Source organism: Streptomyces sp. NPDC037083, from assembly GCF_055606485.1.
In genome coordinates, this window is sequence record NZ_JBVJSQ010000004.1 from 370,531 (window position 1) to 388,823 (window position 18,293).

The window sequence follows — 18,293 nt, forward strand, 5'->3', positions numbered from 1 at the left end:
CCGAAGCCTACGGGCAGGAGTAGGGTCGGCGGCGAAACCCGGAGGTGAGGGGGACGCCATGGGACCGGTGCGGGCCATGCGGGTCACGGCGATCGCGAGTCTGACGCCGCTCGAGGAACTGGACGACGATCCCTTCCTGGTGGACTCCCGCAGTCAGCACGCGATGTGCGCCCGGTGGGCCGCGGAGCGCGGCTACGTCGTCAGCCGCGAGCTGCTGGTGCGCGGACTGCGCGCCGACCACTGTGTGCTGTGGGACGGGGTGCGTCCCGGGGCCGACCTGTTCGTCGCGCCGAGCCGACGGGTGCTGGAGAGCGCGCTGTCGTCGGTCGAGGAGTTCTCCGAGGAGTGCGCGCGGCGCGGGGTGCGGGTGGAGACGGTCGGCAGCGCCGAGCCCGCCTATGACGCGCAGATGAAGGCCCGGGTGCACCGCAGGCTGTCGATGCCGACGGCCGGCTACGACGGGCGGTAGTCACGGGGTGCCCGACACCGCGATATGACAGGGTGGAGACGGCCCCACGGGCGTCGGGGCCGGAACGCGAGGTGTACGGGGCGTGCGTGGGGTGCGGTGGCGGCGGACCGTCAGTCAGGCCGGGCGGAGCGTCGCGGTGTGGGGCGTCTCGACGCTCACCATGTTGGTGCTCGCCGGGATCCTGCCGGACTTCCGGCTGCAGTCCCCCGACGGCGACAGCGCCACCACCATCGCCAGGACGGCGGCGGTCGGCGCCGGGGTGTTCGGTGTGCTGTCGGCCCTGCTCTGGCCGCTGCTGGTCCGCCTCCTGCTGCTCGTGCCGGCGCTGGTCCTCGGCCTGCTGGTGTTCTTCCTCAACGGCTCGCTGCTGCTGCTCGCGCTGCGGCTGAACCCGTCCGGGCAGAGCGAGGCGGCGCCCGAGACCGCCGTCATCGTCGCCGCCGTGATGTCCGCCGTCGCCTCCGCGACCGGCGGCGCCCTGGCCGTCCGCGACGACGACGCCTACCGCCGTCGCCTCTACCGGCTGGCCGACCGCCGGCGCAGGGGCGGCCCCGCCTGCCCCGCGACGCCCGGCACCGTCTTCCTCCAGTTCGACGGCGTCGGCCACGACGTCCTGGAGGCTGCCGTGCGCGACGGGCTGATGCCGACCGTCGCCAGGTGGCTGGGCAGATCGTCGCAGCAGGACCGCGCCCGGGGCGCCGGCCACCGCCCCACCCACCGCCTCACCCCGTGGCGCACCGACTGGTCCAGCCAGACGGGCGCCAGCCAGCTCGGCATCCTGCACGGCAGCAACCACGACGTGCCCGCCTTCCGCTGGTACGAGAAGGACAGCGGGGAGGTGATGGTCTGCAACCGACCCACCAGCGCCGCCGAACTCCAGCGCCGAGCCGTCGAACGCACCGGTGACGGCGGGCTGCTGGCCGCGGACGGCGCCAGCCGCGGCAACCTCTTCGGCGGCGGCGCCGACGAACAGGCGCTCGTGCTGTCCATCGCCACCCGCCGGCGCAGCCGGGAGACCCGGTCCAGGGCCGGCTACTTCGCCTACTTCTCCGACCCGGCCAACGCGGTGCGCACGGCGCTCTCATTCGTCGCCGAGGTGGTCCGCGAGACGGCCCAGTCCACCCGCGCCCGTCTGCGCAGGGAGCGCCCGCGCGTGGGACGCGGCGGCCTCTACCCCTTCGTCCGCGCCTTCGCGACCGTCGTCGAACACGACGTGGTGGTGGCCGCCGTGTCGGGCGACATGCTCGCCGGCCGCACCGCCGTCTACGCCGACCTGGTGGCCTACGACGAGGTCGCGCACCACTCCGGGCCGCTCGGGCGGGACACCGAGCAGGTACTCGGCCGGCTCGACCGGGCGCTCGCGCTGATCGAGAACGTCGCCGAACACGCCCCCCGCCCCTACCGGATCGTCGTCCTGTCCGACCACGGCCAGAGCCCCGGCGAAACGTTCCGTTCCCGCTACGGCCTCACCCTCGGCGACCTGGTGCGGGCCGGCTGCGGCCTGCCCGTGCCGCGCCGGGCCGAGCGCACCCACAGCGGCGCCGAGGCCCGCGCGGCCGTCCGCGCGGCGCTGCGCCGGCCCGTCGAGGAGGGCGGCGGACGCCACCGCCCGGCCGGGCGCCGCACGGAGCCGGTCGTGCTGGCCTCGGGCAACCTCGGACTGATCTCCTTCCCGGACGTGCCGCACCGGATGAGCAAGGAGGAGATCGACGCCCGCCACCCCGCGCTGCTGTCCACGCTCGCCAACCACCCGGGCATCGGCTTCCTCCTGGTGCGCAGCGAGGAACACGGCGGCGTCGTCCTCGGCGCGTACGGCGCGGAGATACCCCTCGACCGACTCGACGAGGATCCGGGCCCGTTGGCCGTCTTCGGACCGGGCGCGGCCGACGCCGTGCGCCGCACCCACTCCTTCCCGCACACCGCCGACATCATGGTCAACTCCTTCCACGACCCGGCCGACGGCGAGGTCCTCGCCTTCGAGGAGCAGATCGGCTCCCACGGCGGCCTCGGCGGGGCCCAGGCCAGGCCGTTCCTGCTGTCCCCGCTCGCCCTGTCCGCGCCGTCCGAGGACGGCGCCGAGCCGGTCGGAGCGGAGCAGGTCCATCGCGTCCTGCGGCGCTGGCTGCGCGAGTCGAACGGGCCCCAGGTGCCGCTGGACACGGCGCCGGAGGAGCACGTCGCCTGAAATTCGGCTGCGCCGGCGGGTCCGTACCCACACACTGTCCGTACCGATCCGCGCACGCGCGCGCCGTTCTCCGCATCCCCGAGGAGCCCCTGCCTTGCAGGCAGCCGTCACCGTCACGCCCTCCCGCATACCCGAACTGCTCCTCGGCCTCGCCACCGTGCGGCCGGTGTTCCTCTGGGGCGCCCCCGGCATCGGAAAGTCCTCCCTGGTGCGGGAGTTCGCCGAATCCCTCGGGCTGGAGTGCGTGAGCCTGCTCGGTACGCAGCTCGCCCCCGAGGACCTGATCGGCGTGCCCCAGATCCGCGACGGCCGGTCGGTGTTCTGCCCGCCGGAGTCCATCGCCCGTGACGAGCCCTACTGCCTGTTCCTCGACGAGCTCAACGCGGCCACGCCGGACGTGCAGAAGGCGTTCTACTCGCTGATCCTCGACCGCCGGATCGGCGACTACGAACTGCCCAAGGGGTCGATCGTCATCGGCGCGGGCAACCGGGCCACCGACAACGCGCTCGCCCGTCCCATCGCCTCCGCGCTCGTCAACCGTCTCACCCACGTGCACCTGGAGGCGTCCGCGAAGGACTGGCTGCGGTGGGCCGCGGGCAACGGCATCCACCCCTGGGTCCTGGACCACCTCACGGACCGGCCCGACCACCTGTGGTCCAAGCCGCCGAAGACCGAGGAACCGTTCTCCACCCCCCGCTCCTGGCACATGCTCTCCGACGCCCTGCACTCCTTTGGACGCGACCTCGACGACGACACCCTGAAGGTCCTCGCGCACGGCACGCTGACGCCCGCCCACGCCACGGCCTTCTGCGGCTACGTCAAGATCGTCCGCAGCCGGTACGGCATCGAGGCCATCCTCAAGGGCGAGGCCTCCTGGCCGCACCGCGTCGAGGACCGCGACCTGCTCTACTACCTCGCCGACTCGTTCCGCGGCCGGCTCGTCAAGGAGCTCCCCGCGGACAAGGAGCGCATGTCGGCGAACGGCCGGCAGACCGCCTACCGCGCCAAGTCGCTGCTCGTGCAGCTCGCCGAGATCTCCGTCGAGGTCGCCCAGACCGTCATCGCCTCCGACGCCGACGGCAACCCGGTGCTGCCCGCCTGGTTCCTCGTCGAGGCGGCCCGGGACATGCCCCGCCTGGTGGAGGCGCGGCGGTGAACCGCGACGCCCGCGAGAAGAAGAAGCGGGACGCCGCCAAGGAGGCGTTCGAGTCCGGGCTCGCGCTGCTGCGCATGAACCCGGCCCTGGCCGCCCTCGAGTTCGACACCTGCCGCCGCGAGGAGTGCACCATGGCTCCCCGCGACGGACTCGTCCGCGCCGACTCCAACGGCACCCTGCACGTCCACCCCACCCGGATCGCCGACCCCGGCCACTGGGCCTGGTCGCTCGCCCACGCCGCGCTCCACCTCGGCTTCGGGCACCTCCCGGCGTCCAGGGACGAACGCGCCCAGCCCGACCGGTACGAGCTCGCCGCCCGCTGCACGGTCGTCAACCGCTTTCTGCTGACGTTCCACGTCGGCGACGCCCCGGACGACCTTCCGCCGTCCTACCCCGGCGGCGACGAGGAGCAGCTCGCCGCCCGCTGGCGGCGCACCGGACTCCCGGCCGCGTACGAGCACTGCGGCACTGCGGGGACGGCGGCGGACCAGGTGCTCGTGCGATGGACCTCGTACGGGCGCCACATGCCGGACTGGCAGACGGCGTTCGCCGCGGCCCTGACCCGGACCGTGTCCGCCGCGATGGACATGGCGGGCGGCCGGCGCGACTCCCTCGACGGAGCGGCGCCCGACCGGCGCCCCTGGGAGCGCGCCCTGGGCTGGTTCGTCTCCTCCTACCCGCTGCTCGGCGGCCTCGCGGCCGGCATCAGGCTCGTCGCCGACGCAGAACTCGCCCGCGCGCACGGCATCCGGATCGCCGCGGTGAACGCCGAGGCCGGCGAGATCTACGTCAACCCGCTGCGCACCTTCGACGACGAGGAGTGGCGGTTCGTCCTCGCCCACGAGATGCTGCACGCCGCCCTGCGCCACGGCGACCGCTGCGGCGGCCGCGACCCCTACCTGTTCAACGTCGCCTGCGACTACGTCGTCAACGGCTGGCTGCGCGAGATGCAGGTCGGCGTCATGCCCGAAGGGCTGCTGTACGACGCCGAGTTGACCGGTCTGTCCGCCGAGGAGGTCTACGACCGCATCGCCGTCGACCTGCGGCGGATGCGGCGCCTGGCCACCCTGCGCGGCAAGGGCCTCGGCGACATTCTCGGGGCCCCGCTGGGTACGCCACGCGACTACGTCGACCTCGACGACTTCTACCGCAGGGGCCTCGCCCAGGGGTTCGACCTGCACCAGCGGCAGGAACGCGGCTTCCTGCCCGGCGGGTTGGTGGAGGAGATCCGCGCCCTGAGCCATCCTCCGCTGCCCTGGGACGCGCAACTGGCCCGCTGGTTCGACGAGTTCGTGCCGCGCCCCGAGCCGCTGCGGACGTACGCCCGCCCCGCGCGCCGCCAGGCCTCCACCCCCGACATCCCGCGCGCCGGCCGCTGGTTCCCGCCCGAGGAGATCGCCCGGTGCACCTTCGGCGTCGTCCTGGACACCTCCGGCTCGATGGACCGCACCCTGCTCGGCAAGGCGCTCGGCGCCATCGCGTCCTACGCGCAGGCCCGCGACGTGCCGGCGGCCCGGGTCGTGTTCTGCGACGCGGCCCCGCACGACGCCGGCTACCTGCCGGTCGCCGACATCGCCGGCCGGGTCCGGGTGCACGGACGCGGCGGCACCGTCCTGCAGCCCGGGATCGACCTGCTGCACCGCGCCGACGACTTCCCGCCCGGCGCGCCGCTCCTCGTCATCACCGACGGCTGGTGCGACGTCCTGCGGGTCCGGCGCGAGCACGCCTATCTGATCCCGCAGGGCAGCCGGTTGCCGTTCACGGCTCGGGGGCCGGTGTTCCGGGTGCGGTGAGCGAGAGTGTGATCGGATGGGGGTACGGAAACCCGTCCCCCGACGGGAAACCCACGCGAAAGGAAGAACCGTGGCCACCACGCGCTCCGCACACACCGTCTGGGAAGGCAACCTGATCGAGGGCAACGGGGTCGTGACCTTCGACTCCTCCGGCGCCATCGACCAGCAGCCCGTGACGTGGGCCGCCCGCACCCAGGAGGCGAACGGCAAGACCAGCCCCGAGGAGCTGATCGCGGCCGCCCACTCCAGCTGCTTCTCCATGGCCTTCTCGCACGCCCTCGCCGGCGCCGGCACGCCGCCCACCAAGCTGGTCACGTCGGCGGACGTCACGTTCCAGCCGGGTGAGGGCATCACGGGCATCCACCTGACCGTCGAGGGCACGGTCCCCGGCCTCGACGAGGACGGCTTCGTCGCCGCCGCCGAGCAGGCCAAGATCAACTGCCCGGTCAGCCAGGCCCTCAAGGCCGTCCCGATCACCCTGTCCGCCAAGCTCGCCTGAGCCGCCGCGCCCGCCGTCCGCCGTGCGCGCCGACCGCCGGCCGTGCCGAGGCCCGGGCCTCGCCACGGCCGCCGTGGGTACGGCGCGTGCGGCGCGGCGGCGCACGGGGCGGCGCGGGGCCCCTCGGCCTGAGGAGGGACGTCGCCCCGGCCTGCGCCGCCCGGACGGTTCGAGACGGCAGTGCCCCGGGTACAACGGTGTCCGCCGGGGCGAAGGACGACGGGAGGAGGACGACGGTGCCGGGAATCGCCGACGAGGTGACGGCGCTCGACCCCGTCGTACGTGAACGCGGCAGCGCCCCGGCTCCCCTCGGGCGAGTGCCGCGCCGGTCCCGGTCGAGCACCGGGGCCACGCCCCGCACACCCGGTGCCGCCCGCCTTCCCGGGAATTCCCCCACCGTCCCCGGCGCCGCCCGCACTCCCGTGCCCGCGCCCCGCCCGTCGTCCGGGAGCTGAGCGCGGTGTCGCCCCGCCCCGCCGTGTCCGCGCACCGAGGCGGCTCCGAGCGCTGTCGCGCCGCCACTGTGGAGGCCTACGAGGACGCCCTCGCCTCAGGAGCGGAGTACGTCGAGTTCGACGTCCGCCGGACCGCGGACGGCGTCCTCGTCGTCCATCACGATGCCCGGGCCGCTCACGGCGGACCGCCGCTCGCCGCGATCACGTACGCCGAGCTGTGCGCACGCGCCGGGTACGCCGTCCCCGTCGTCGAGGACGTGATGGCGCTGGTCGCCGGCAGGCTCGTGGGGCACCTGGACCTCAAGGAGACCGGCTACGAGCACGAGCTGATCGACCGGGCGGTGGCCCTGCTCGGCCGGGACGGGTTCGTCGCCACGACCCTGGAGGACGCCTCCGTCGCGGCGATCACCCGGACCTTCCCCGGCGTGCTCACGGCCCTGTCACTGGGCCGCGACCGCAAGGAGGTGGGCGCGGCACGGCTGGCGGTCACCCGGGCGAGCGAGCTGTTCCCGATGCGCCGGCTGCGAGCCTGCGGGGCGCACGGGGTGGCCGCGCACCGGTCGCTGGCCCGCGCCACCGTGCTGCGCCGGGCGATCGAGCAGCGGATGTTCACCATGGTCTGGACGGTCAACGACGACTCCGGCCTGCGGGATTTCCTGGCCGATCCGCGGGTGGACGTCCTGGTCACCGACCGGCCGCGGCGGGCCGTGGAGCTGCGTGGCGAGCCGCATCGAACGGCCGCGGCGGGGCACCTGTCCCATTGACAGCCGCTGCTTCGGGTTCTGTGCTGGAGGTGCGGGTGCTTCCCGCTGCTTCGGCGAGAGCCCTGGGCGGAAGGGGACAGCGATGGGACGTCCGGTCGGAATCGATCTCGGGACCACGAACTCGGTGGTGGCGGTGCTGGAGGGCGGCGAGCCCACCGTCATCGCCAACGCGGAGGGCGCGCGGACCACGCCGTCGGTGGTGGCCTTCGCCAAGAACGGAGAGGTGCTCGTCGGGGAGATCGCCAAGCGGCAGGCGGTCACGAACGTCGACCGCACCGCCCGCTCGGTGAAGCGCTACATGGGCGACGCGCACTGGCGCTTCCCGGAGCAGGAGAACGCCGACGCCATCGACGGCACCCGGTACCGCGCCCAGGAGCTGTCCGCGCGCGTCCTGCAGAAGCTGAAGCGGGACGCCGAGGCCTACCTCGGCGAGGACGTCACCGACGCGGTGATCACCGTCCCCGCCTACTTCGACGACGCCCAGCGGCAGGCCACCAAGGAGGCCGGGGAGATCGCGGGCCTGAAAGTGCTGCGGATCATCAACGAGCCGACCGCCGCCGCCCTCGCCTACGGCCTCGACCGCGGTGAGGAGCAGACGGTCCTGGTCTTCGACCTCGGCGGCGGCACCTTCGACGTGTCGCTGCTGGAGATCGGCGACGGCGTCATCGAGGTCAAGGCCACCAACGGCGACACGCACCTGGGCGGCGACGACTGGGACCAGCGGGTCGTCGAGTACCTCGTGAAGAAGTTCAAGGGCCAGTACGGCGTCGACCTCGGCAACGACAAGATGGCGCTGCAACGGCTGCGCGAGGCCGCCGAGAAGGCGAAGATCGAGCTGTCGTCCTCCTCCGAGACGAGCATCAACCTCCCCTACGTCACCGCCTCCGCCGAGGGGCCGCTCCACCTCGACGAGAAGCTGACCCGCACTCAGTTCCAGGAGCTCACCGCCGACTTGCTGGACCGGTGCAGGACTCCCTTCGACCAGGCGGTCAAGGACGCGAAGGTGAAGCTGTCCGCCATCGACCACGTCATCCTCGTCGGCGGCTCGACCCGGATGCCCGCGGTGACCGAGCTGGTGCGGGAGCTGACCGGCAAGGACCCCCACAAGGGCGTGAACCCCGACGAGGTCGTGGCCGTCGGCGCGGCACTCCAGGCCGGAGTGATCCGGGGTGACGTCAAGGACGTCCTGCTGCTCGACGTCACCCCGCTGTCCCTGGGCATCGAGACCAAGGGCGGCATCATGACCAAGCTCATCGAGCGCAACACCACGATCCCCACCCGGCGTTCGGAGATCTTCACCACGGCCGCCGACAACCAGCCCTCGGTCGGCATCCAGGTCTACCAGGGCGAACGAGAGATCGCCGCGTACAACAAGAAGCTCGGTGTCTTCGATCTCACGGGGCTTCCGCCGGCCCCGCGCGGGGTCCCGCAGATCGAGGTGGCCTTCGACATCGACGCCAACGGGATCATGCACGTCTCGGCGAAGGACCTGGCGACCGGGCGCGAGCAGAAGATGACCGTGACCGGGGGCTCGGCGCTGCCCAAGGACGACATCGACCGCATGATGCGGGACGCCGAGCAGTACGCGGAGGAGGACCACCGGCGCAGGGAGGCGGCCGAGACCCGCAACCAGGCTGAGCAACTCGTCTACCAGACCGAGAAGTTCGTCCGGGACAACGAGGAGCGGGTGCCGGCGGAGACCCGTGCGGAGGTGGGGTCGGCGGTCGCGGAGCTCAAGGCCCTGCTGGAGCAGGACGCCGACACGGGCGCGCTGCGCGAGGGCGTGGAGAAGCTCGCCTCGGTCAGCCAGCAGATGGGCCAGGCCATGTACGCCCAGGCCCAGCAGCCGCCGACCGGGCCGGCCGCCGGGGAGCACACCTCGTCGGACAGCTCTGCCGACGCCTCGGGGCGGGACGACGAGCAGGTCGTCGACGCGGAGATCGTCGACGACGACGAACGGGACGCGAAGGGCGGAGCGGCCTGAGCCCGGCCGCGGCGCATCCGGTCCGCGGCGGATCCGGTCCGCGGCGGATCGGACGGGTCGGACCAGGCCGGTCGGACGGGGTCGGTCGGACGGGGTCGGTCGGATCGGCCGGGGGGCTCGGGCTCGGGCGGGGGCGCGGTGGAGGCGGGGTCGCCGAGGTCGCGGAAGGGGGCGGGGCGCCGGAGGGGGGCGGGTTCAAACCAGGCCGGTCAGGCCCCTGATCGCGTCCTGGGCCCACTCCTGCGCCCCCACCGCCGTTCCGGCGGCGATGCCGGTGGCCACCGGGGCCAGGGCTCCCCTGAGCCCGTTCAGGGCACGGCGCAGCCTGCCCGGCTCGGGGTCCCGCGGCCCGGTGATCTCCGTCAGCACGTCACGGGCGGCTGCCTCGGCGTCCTCGCGCTCGCGATCGGCGAGACCGGCCCCGGGCAGCTGCCGCAGCAGGTCGCCCACCAGCGTCGCGAGCGCTTCGTAGCCCGGCGCGACGGTGTTGTTGAGCTGCTGGTTCTGGGTGACGTTCTCGTTGTTCCAGGCGAACTGGGAGCCCGACACGGAGTGGTTGAACACCGGACCGTCGTAGTTGTTCACCTGCTGGGGGTCGTTCATCGACCGACTCCGTCCTCGTCGCTGTGGTGGGTCTGCTGCTGGACGACGTTGCTGTTGTTCCAGGCCAGTTGGGCATGGTGGACCGCGTCGTGGAAGACCGGCCCGTAGAAGTTGTTGACGACGGACGTCGGCTGCGGGGCCGGTTCGGCGATCCGCACGACGGGCAGGGACGTGCGCAGCGAGGCCAGGTCGACCCGGCCGTTGTGCTGCACGGCCGTGGCCCCCGTCCCCGTCACCGAGCACTCCACCAGCCGGCCGCCGCCCGAGCCGTCGAAGCGCATGCCCGTGGCCCCGCAGTCGTCGAAGCGGCTGTGCGCGACGTCGAGGAACGCCGAGCCCGTCACGCACACGCCGAACGACTGGGCGCCGGTGACCGTGAGGTGTGCGAGCACGAGTCGCGACGTGCCGTGCGCGAGGGCCCCGCCGGTGCTCACCGCCGAGACCTCGCAGTCGCGCACATGCAGCTGGGCCTCCTCGCCGGCGCTGAAGCCCAGCAGCCCGCGCTCCGCGGAAACCCCTTTCAGCGTCGCCCGGGACTGTCCGACGGCGGCCACGGCGGCCATGTCGAAGTCGACGATCCGGGCGTCGGTGAGCTCGGCCGTCGTGCCGCCGTTGCCCCGGGTCTCCAGGCCGAACGGACAGCGCTCGACGCGGACCTGCTCGAAGACGGCCTTGCTCTCGTCCCAGACCCGCAGTGCGACGCCGGTGAGGTCGACGACGTCGGCGCGGACGAAGCGGCCCCGGGCCTTGTCGGTGACGGCGATGCCGACGTTGCCGCCCGATACGCGGCAGCCGTTCACGAGCGGGGCGCCGCCGCGCGTCGACAGCACCCCGATGTTCCCGGCGCCGTGGATCTCGCAGTCCTCGAACGTGCCCCGGCCCGAGTCCTGGACGTGGATGCCGGTGTCCCGGCAGCCGGCGAACACGCAGCCGTGCACCCACGGGTCGGCGCCGCTCGCCACCAGGATCCCGTTCTCGGCGTCGGTGACACGCGTGCCGCGGACCGCGCCCCGGGACTGCTCGATGAACGCCAGCGCCGCCATCTGCACGGCGTGCACCGTGCAGTCCTCCACGGTCAACTCGGCCCGGGTGTCCGCCATGACGGCCGCCTTCCCGGTCCCGGTGACCTCGCAGCCGGCGAGGTGGGCCCACGCGTCGCTGACGCGCACGCCGTGGATCCGGCTGCCGTCGACACGGCTGTCCCGGGCCGTGACCCGAGCGCTCTCGATCACCGCGATCGCGTTGTCGGCGGCGTCGACGAACCGGCACCGTTCGACGTGCCCGGCCGAACCGGCGAAGACGACCCGGCCATACCGGAAATGACTGTCCGTCAGCGTAGCTGCCGTGTGCGGTCGTACATGCACGCAGACCGCGTCGTGCGCCCGGACCTCCACCCGGTCCAGGACGAGGGTGCCCGCCCGGCAGTCGACGACGCCCGCGTCGGCGTCCCGGCCGATCAGCACGAGGCCCCTGACCACGGCGGATCCGAGGATCTCGAGCACGGTGCCGCGGGGCCGGCTCACCACCACGGAGCCGGGCTCGCCGAGTGCGACCAGCTCGACCTCGCCCCGGACGGTGAGCTGTTCCTGGTAGTGGCCGGGCGAGATCTCCACCCGTGCGGCCCGGCCCCGGGCGGCCGCGGCGCGCAGCGCGGACCCGATGTCGGGATGGGCGCCACGACCCCCCTGCGGCGCGACGACGTACTTCTTGACCATGCCCGCTTCCCCCGCCGCGCCCGCCCGTGAAGGTTCGTCGACTCCCGGGGGCCGATGCTACCGGAGCGGGCCCGGGGGCCGGGGGTGCGGCGAGAGGCCTTCACACACCCCCGACTCCCCGTGATCCCCCGTCCGTTCCAGGCCCGGCGGCCGACGACGCGTACGAGGGATCACAGCTGCGCCACGCGGTCACCAGACCATGAGCGCGGCCTTCCCGGGGCCCCAGGCCGAGTAGAGCCGGGTGCGGAGCACATAGCGGCGTCCCTCGAAGAGCCTGACCTTCAGCCGGGCGTTCTTGTCGTCGCCGCTGTCGTCCTCGGCGGTGAAGTAGCGCAGTTCGCCGTCGACCTCCTCGAACAGCACCATGACGACGTCGGTGTCGCCGAGCGTGCCGATCTCGTACATCCGCGTCTCCGACGGGACGATGGCGAAGTCCGACTGCTCACCGGCGGCCAGGTCCAGCTCGACCGACTGGAACGGGCGGATCTCGGCCGGCTTGTCCTCCAGGGCCGGGTACCACCGCTTGACGTACGTCCTGTCCTGCTCGGAGATGGTCAGGGGATCCGGGATGCCGTCCCGGTGGTACTGCTCCGGCCGGAGGATCAGGCCGGGAGGGAAGGAGTACTCCATGATCGATGTCGGGTCCCAGGTGGATCCCTCGACCTCGCTGGTGGAGAGCTTGCGCAGGATGTTGTGGAAGGTCTGCTCCCGCGGCCAGTTGTTCGGGGGGCCGGCGAGTGTGGCGTAGACCTTCTCCTCGTCCCACTCGATGCCCGCGAACGGGTTCTGGTGTTCGTGGGCGAAGCCGATCGCGTGCCCGATCTCGTGCCTGGACGTGGCCTTGCCGTGCGGACTGGTCAGGTCCCAGCCGAAGTTCATCGTGCGCTCGCGCGTGCTGATGCCCAGCGCGTCCCGGCCCACGTAGGACCAGGAACCGTCGCCCTGGTGGAAGCCGATGCGGATCTCGGATTCCGAGGGCTGGTCCACCTCGCGGAACTTCAGCCCGATCCCGATGTCCATCCAGTCCTGGAAGGCCTGGCGGACCTCGTCGAGCTGCTCGGCGGGGGCGCCGTCCTCGCCGTCGAGGAAGCAGTAGCGCAGTTCCGTGCCGTTCACCCACTTGGTCCGGCTCAGCAGTATGGCACTGAGCCGGTCGGGGCTGAGGTCCGGGCGCAGAACCGGTTCGGTCACCGCGGGTTGTGCGCAGTAGTAGGGGGCTGTTCCCTCTGCCTCGCTCGTAGGCGCCTCGTTGTGGGTGACTGCCATGACTGTTCCCTTCCTATGGGTGCCGGGGGGCACACGTCGTCGGTTTCCTCGGGTGTGCTGAGGTCTCGGCGTCGGGGCCGCGTCGGGGGAGGGCTCGCCGTTGCCGCACGCCGGGTCGCCGGGGCACGGGCTCAGATCCGCAGGCGCACCCGCGTCGGCCGGTCGCCCCGTGCTGTCACCGCTGCCTCGGCGACCCCGCCGTCCGGTGTCGTGCTCCGAAGGATGTAGGCGCCCTCGTCGCGGACGGAGAGGGCGAAGCTCCCGTCGGCCGCGGACAGCGCGGCGACGTCGGGAAACGGGCCCGGTCCGGCGGTCAGGTACACGGTGGCGTCCGGTACGGGCCTGCCGTTGACGTCCTCCACGACTCCGGTGATCAGGCACGGAGGGTCACCTTGCGGCACCGGCGTCCTCACCGCCTTCGGCGACAGGGCGGCAGCCCGCGGAGAGCGTCACGCTCTCCAGGCCACCAGGTTGTCGTAGACGGGACGGGTGATCCTGGTCCCGGAGTTGGCAGTCGCCCCGCCGTAGGCGTGGACCGCGACCGCGTACCGGCCGCCGTCGACGATGCGGCACACGGCGCTGCCGCTCTGTCCGCCGGCGGTGTCGATGTCGTAGTACACCTTCAGCGCGTTCACCGAGCTGATGCCGCGGGCGTCGTACCACTGGGTGCCGGGGGGCTTGTCGCCCGGGTACCCGGAGATGTTGCCGGTGGTCTTGAGCAGGTCGGCGTCCGGCCACGCGCCGAACCCGAACCATCCGGTGGTGGAGCCCAGTTCGGTGGGGATGATGATCGCCCCGTAGTCGTAGTTCTCGTCGCCGGAGTTGATCCAGCCCGTCACCGAGCGGAAGTTGGTGCTGGTGACGGAGCCGTAGGGCAGCACCGTGTCGTCGCGACCGGGCATGACCTGGATGCTCTTGACCCATCCGTCGCGCCCGGGCACCCCGCTGTTCTTGATGTGCACCACATGGCCCGCGGTCACCAGCGTGTGGGGTCCGATGAACCACCCGGTCCCGATCCACCGGGAGTTGTCCGCGGCGGTGATGAGCAGCGACGCGTGAACCCGCCACGGATAGGCCGCCGTGTTCGTGATCCTGACCCGGTCGTCCACTCCGTGAACGGTCTCGGCCACGGGGGGCAGTGGGCCGAACGACGCCTCGCCGACGTCGCGCAGGTCCGCGGTGGGCGCCGTCCACACTTCAGCCGAGAGACGTTCGTATTCCGGACGCTGATAGTCGTCGACCTGCTCCATACCGTCGGAGCCGGGCTGACTCGCCAGTCCTTCCACCCCCTCCGACGGTCCCGTGACCGGAGCCTGCTCCGCTGCGAGGGCGGCCTGTTCTTCGGGCTGGTTCGAGACGCCCGTGTGCTGATCGCGTGTCATTTCCCTGAACCTTCCGATCTACTGGCAACACCGCAACGCCAAGAAGGAGTTGGACCTTGTGCCACGTGCTGACCACAGGGGCGGACCGCGTCTGCGGATGACGGTCTCGGCGGAGCCCGGCCCGGCGCTTGCGCCCTCCCGCGATCAGGCCTTGTGCCGCGGGAAAGGGCTGCGATCCTGCGCCCCGACGCGTGTCGCGCGGTGGGGAATGCGCACCAACGGCGCCCCCGAGGGAGTCAGCCGGTGCCACAACCCCTTACGTGCATATTCATCACGATACGGCCACCCGTGTCCTCCGGCATCAGGAGGAACGCCGCCGCCGACAACCGCACGGGAAGCCCGGCACACGATCTTGTCGAGGCGCCGCGGCCGGGGGTGGCCGGTGATTCCCGAAGGTCGAGAGGGAGGGACGGGAGGGAAGGGAGGAGGGACGCGGGCGTCGGGCCGGGCCAGGACGGGCCGGGCTCCGGCCGGGTCCGGCTAGAGGCTGCCGCGGACGTCGCGCAGGATCTTCTTCGTGCGCAGGGCGGACGCGGCGTGCGTCGTCATGTGGTCGAGGACCTCCAGATGCGCGGAGACCTCCTTGCGGTCGTCGAGGTACAGGGCGCCGGTCAGATACTCGGTGACGACCATGTCGGGCAGCTCGGGCTCGGCGAAACGGAACAGCGAGAACGGCGCGGACGTCCCCGGGTGCGGACCGGCCGCGAACTCGGAGACCTGCAGGGTGACCCGGTCGCGCTCGGCGAACTCCACGAGCTTGTCGAGCTGTTCGGCCATCACGGCGGCGTCCACGCTCACCGGGCGACGCAACACCGTCTCGTCCATCACCACCCACAGGTGGGGCGGGTCCTCGCTCTCCAGCAGCCGCTGGCGTGCCATGCGCAGCGACACGTGCCGCTCGATCGACTGCGGCGTCGTCCGCCCCACCGTGCCCGCCTCCAGCACGGCGTGCGCGTAGGCCTCCGTCTGCAGCAGCCCGGGCACGAAGTGCGGCTCGTACGAGCGGATCAGCCGGGCCGAGCCCTCCAGGCTCACGTACAGGCTGAACCACTCCGGCAGCACGTCGTGGTAGCGCTGCCACCAGCCCGGACGGTTGGCCTCCTCGGTGAGTGAGACGAACGCCTCGGTCTCGGCCTCGGGGACGCCGTACGCCTCCAGGAGCACCTGTACGTAGGGAACCTTGAGCGCCACGTCGGCCGTCTCCATGCGCCGTACGGTCGCCTGGGCCACACGCAGGGCGCGGGCCGCCTCCTCGCGGCTGAGGCCGGCCGCCTCGCGCAGCTCCTGCAGTCGCCTGCCGAGCACCACCTGGCCCACCGTGGGTGCGGGCCGCCGTTCACTCACGCCACGTCTCCCCTACGCGTTCGGGCACGCGGGCCAGTGTGTCACGTTCCGGCGTCGGTTCTCACGGTAACGGAGTCGAACATTCATCGGAGTCTGTGAACTGATGCACCATCAGCCGAGCAGTGACTGCAGGTACTTGACCGTCGCCGGGTCGGCGGGGAGGAACGTCTCGACGGCGAGCTCGGCGACGGTCACGTCCATGGGGGTGTTGAAGGTGGACACGGACGAGATGAAGGAGAGGATCCGCCCCTCGTGCTCGATCCGCATCGGCAGCGCGAAGTACGGCGCGGGTTCCGTCTGCTCCGCCTGATCGACCGCCTCGGCGGCGACCGGGTACGCGGCCACCTCTTCGTACAACTCCCTCAGCGGCGCGGAGCGGTCCAGGGCGATCTGGCGTTCCATCTGCGCCAGCAGGTGGCCGCGCCACTCGCGCAGGTTGCGGATGCGCGGTGCGAGACCCTGCGGGTGCAGCGTGAGGCGCATCGCGTTGAGCGGCGGCGCGAGCAGGGACTCCGGGACGCCGTCCAACAGCATCGTGATGCCCCGGTTGGCCGCCACCACGTCGTAGCGCACGTCCATCACCAGCGCCGGATACGGCTCGTAGCCCTGGATCAGCCGCTCCAGGCCCGTGCGCAGCGCGTCCAGCGCGGGGTCGTCCAGCGGGGTGTGCGGGTAGCGCGGAGCGTAACCGGCCGCGAGGAGCAGCGCGTTGCGCTCCCGCACCGGCACGTCCAGGCACTCGGCGAGCCGCAGCACCATCTCCTCGCTGGGCCGGGAGCGGCCCGTCTCGACGAAGCTGACGTGCCGCGCCGAGGACCCGGCGCTCAGCGCCAGCTCGAGCTGACTCATCCGCCGGCGCTCCCGCCAGGCCCGCAACAGCGGGCCGACGCCCCTCTCGACGGGGACGGCGGACTCGGCGTTCGTACCGGTTGGGACAATGGCCATACACGAAACCGTAGTTGAGGAGTGAGCGCAGGGACGACCGGTCGAAGACCTCCCTCGAACAGCCACTCCGGCGACGGCGGGGCCGGCGTGGGTGGAGGGCCGGGCCGCGATGGTCGTACCGGCGGACGACCTGGCGGCGGAGACCACCTGTCGAGGGGGGACGCCCCTCACTGACCACCGGGGGCCCTTCCGACCACCTGGAGCCCTTCTGATCACGACGTGCTCTTCCGAGCGACGAGTCCTGCTGACCACGGAGAGCCCCGCTGACCACGGGCGGCCCACGGGCAGCCCTTCTGACCAGGGCCGCCGCGGCCTTCCTGTGGCACGCTGGACAGGTACGCGACACCCAGGAAGGGAGCCGGGTCATGGCCGTCGAACCGCTGTCGCAGAAGGAGATCGAGGAACGACTGTCCGAGCTGCCCGGCTGGGCCCTGGACGGCGGGCGGCTCACCCGCTCCTACCGGCTCGCCTCCCACTTCGCCGCGACCGCCCTGGTCGTCCACGTCGCGCGGATCCAGGAGGAGCTCGACCACCATTCGGAGCTCACCCTCGGCTACAACACGGTGTCCCTCGCCGTGCACACGCACAGCGCGGGCGGCGCCGTCACCGACCTCGACGTCGAGCTCGCCCGCCGTGTGGAGGAAGCGGCCCCTGCGCACGGGGCACGCTGACCCGCCCGGCGCCCGCGGGCGGGGCGGCACGGGCGCGAGACGGAACACCGGTACGGAGACGGGTGCGGGCAGGCCGGGGTACGGCGACCGGGCAACGGGGAGGGCGCGTGCTGGACTACGACAAGGAAGCCGAACGCTACGACGCCTCGCGCGGCGGAGAGCCCAGGGCGGCAGCCGCCGCACAGGGCGTCCTGAGCCTCGTGCCGGCCCGGGCGCGCAGTCTGCTGGACGTCGCCTGCGGCACGGGCATCGTGACCCGGCGGCTGGCGGACGGGCGGGAGGGGCTGCGCGTGACGGGCGTGGACCGGGCGCCCGCCATGGCCAGGCACGCGGCCGTCCGGCTGCCCGGCGCCGTCCTCCTCGCAGACGGCCGCCGACTCCCCTTCCGTGACGGCCAGTTCGACGCCGTGAGCAGCGTGTGGCTGTTGCATCTGGTGGAGGATCCCGCGGACGCGCGGCGGATCGTCGCCGAGTGCGCGCGCGTGCTGCGGCCCGGCGGGACGTACGTCACCACGGTCGACAAGGGCGCCTCGCACAACGTGGGCAGCGACATCGATGTCGTCCTGGCCTCACGCCCGCGCCGGCCGGCCTCGGACACCGCCGGGACCGTGGAGTCCTACGCCCTCGGCTGCGGTCTGGTCCCGGCCGGGGAGGCACGCTTCCCGGGGCGGGGGCAGGGCCGCAGTCCGCGACGGGCGATAGCCGACCTGCGGCGCGGCTGGTTCGTCACCCTGCCGCCCGGCCACCCCCTCGCCGACGGCTTCGCCGCCCGCCTCGCGTCACTGCCCGACCAGGACCGGCCCCGAGCCGACCCCGTGTTCACCCTCAGGGCGTTCCGGAAACCGGTCCCCGATCCGATTCCGCAGGCGTGACGCCGGACCCGGGACGCCCGGAGGCATGACGCCCCCGACCCGGTCGGCCGGCCAGGTCTCGCCACCGTCCGACGAGAAGACCCCGCGCGCGGATCACGAGGACGGCGGCACAACCGGCCGCCGGACGCGGCAACTCCGCGATCGGCGGCGGCAACTGAGAGGACGGAACCCGTCCGTCCTTCCGGGAGGT

At 72.6% G+C, this 18,293-nt stretch carries 16 protein-coding genes; 9 read left to right on the forward strand and 7 right to left on the reverse strand.

Translation table 11 applies throughout. The features are described from left to right. The first annotated feature begins 58 nt into the window (after positions 1-58). From ACZ7DE_RS13760 to dnaK, 7 genes are all read left to right on the forward strand, one after another. A complete protein-coding gene (locus tag ACZ7DE_RS13760) occupies positions 59-469 on the forward strand; it encodes a hypothetical protein (protein ID WP_470760683.1) in 411 nt (136 codons plus the stop codon). Positions 470-551: 82 nt separating this feature from the next. Next, positions 552-2,654 carry a phage holin family protein gene (locus ACZ7DE_RS13765; protein WP_470760685.1) on the forward strand — a complete coding sequence of 701 codons (2,103 nt, stop codon included), beginning with the start codon at positions 552-554 and terminating at the stop codon, positions 2,652-2,654. Between the two features lie 94 nt (positions 2,655-2,748). Further along, a complete protein-coding gene (locus ACZ7DE_RS13770) occupies positions 2,749-3,810 on the forward strand; it encodes an ATP-binding protein (protein WP_470760687.1) in 1,062 nt (353 codons plus the stop codon). Next, positions 3,807-5,603: a vWA domain-containing protein gene (locus ACZ7DE_RS13775; RefSeq protein ID WP_470760689.1), complete on the forward strand. Its 1,797-nt coding sequence runs from the start codon at positions 3,807-3,809 to the stop codon at positions 5,601-5,603. Before ACZ7DE_RS13770 ends, ACZ7DE_RS13775 begins: the two co-directional genes overlap by 4 nt. A 70-nt stretch (positions 5,604-5,673) precedes the next feature. Continuing rightward, positions 5,674-6,102: an OsmC family protein gene (locus tag ACZ7DE_RS13780; RefSeq protein ID WP_470760691.1), complete on the forward strand. Its 429-nt coding sequence runs from the start codon at positions 5,674-5,676 to the stop codon at positions 6,100-6,102. A 460-nt stretch (positions 6,103-6,562) separates the two neighbouring features. Further along, a complete protein-coding gene (locus ACZ7DE_RS13785) occupies positions 6,563-7,321 on the forward strand; it encodes a glycerophosphodiester phosphodiesterase family protein (RefSeq protein ID WP_470760693.1) in 759 nt (252 codons plus the stop codon). A gap of 82 nt (positions 7,322-7,403) precedes the next feature. Continuing rightward, positions 7,404-9,305: a molecular chaperone DnaK gene (gene dnaK, locus ACZ7DE_RS13790; protein WP_470760695.1), complete on the forward strand. Its 1,902-nt coding sequence runs from the start codon at positions 7,404-7,406 to the stop codon at positions 9,303-9,305. 195 nt (positions 9,306-9,500) lie between these two features. On the opposite strand, the gene ACZ7DE_RS13795 is transcribed toward dnaK, so the two are convergent. The 7 genes from ACZ7DE_RS13795 to ACZ7DE_RS13825 form a co-directional block, all read right to left on the reverse strand. Next, the gene (locus tag ACZ7DE_RS13795) at positions 9,501-9,908 is read right to left on the reverse strand and encodes a hypothetical protein (RefSeq protein WP_470760697.1); all 408 of its coding nucleotides are present in this window, start codon (positions 9,906-9,908) and stop codon (positions 9,501-9,503) included. Next, positions 9,905-11,623: a right-handed parallel beta-helix repeat-containing protein gene (locus ACZ7DE_RS13800; protein WP_470760699.1), complete on the reverse strand. Its 1,719-nt coding sequence runs from the start codon at positions 11,621-11,623 to the stop codon at positions 9,905-9,907. Before ACZ7DE_RS13800 ends, ACZ7DE_RS13795 begins: the two co-directional genes overlap by 4 nt. A 189-nt stretch (positions 11,624-11,812) precedes the next feature. Beyond that, positions 11,813-12,889, reverse strand: a complete 1,077-nt coding sequence (locus ACZ7DE_RS13805; protein WP_470760701.1) for a M12 family metallopeptidase — start codon at positions 12,887-12,889, stop codon at positions 11,813-11,815. Between the two features lie 131 nt (positions 12,890-13,020). After that, entirely contained in the window at positions 13,021-13,251 is a 231-nt protein-coding gene (locus ACZ7DE_RS13810; RefSeq protein WP_470760702.1) for a hypothetical protein, read from the reverse strand. An 87-nt stretch (positions 13,252-13,338) separates the two neighbouring features. Beyond that, positions 13,339-14,271 carry a trypsin-like serine peptidase gene (locus ACZ7DE_RS13815; RefSeq protein WP_470760704.1) on the reverse strand — a complete coding sequence of 311 codons (933 nt, stop codon included), beginning with the start codon at positions 14,269-14,271 and terminating at the stop codon, positions 13,339-13,341. A gap of 480 nt (positions 14,272-14,751) precedes the next feature. Then, a complete protein-coding gene (locus tag ACZ7DE_RS13820) occupies positions 14,752-15,615 on the reverse strand; it encodes a helix-turn-helix domain-containing protein (protein WP_470760706.1) in 864 nt (287 codons plus the stop codon). Between the two features lie 111 nt (positions 15,616-15,726). Next, entirely contained in the window at positions 15,727-16,560 is an 834-nt protein-coding gene (locus ACZ7DE_RS13825) for a helix-turn-helix domain-containing protein (RefSeq protein ID WP_470760709.1), read from the reverse strand. Between the two features lie 365 nt (positions 16,561-16,925). Here ACZ7DE_RS13825 and ACZ7DE_RS13830 point away from each other — a divergent pair, with 365 nt between their 5' ends. Both ACZ7DE_RS13830 and ACZ7DE_RS13835 read left to right on the forward strand, forming a co-directional pair. Next, entirely contained in the window at positions 16,926-17,231 is a 306-nt protein-coding gene (locus ACZ7DE_RS13830) for a 4a-hydroxytetrahydrobiopterin dehydratase (protein ID WP_470760711.1), read from the forward strand. A gap of 107 nt (positions 17,232-17,338) precedes the next feature. Beyond that, positions 17,339-18,103 carry a class I SAM-dependent methyltransferase gene (locus tag ACZ7DE_RS13835; RefSeq protein WP_470760713.1) on the forward strand — a complete coding sequence of 255 codons (765 nt, stop codon included), beginning with the start codon at positions 17,339-17,341 and terminating at the stop codon, positions 18,101-18,103. Positions 18,104-18,293: the final 190 nt, after the last annotated feature.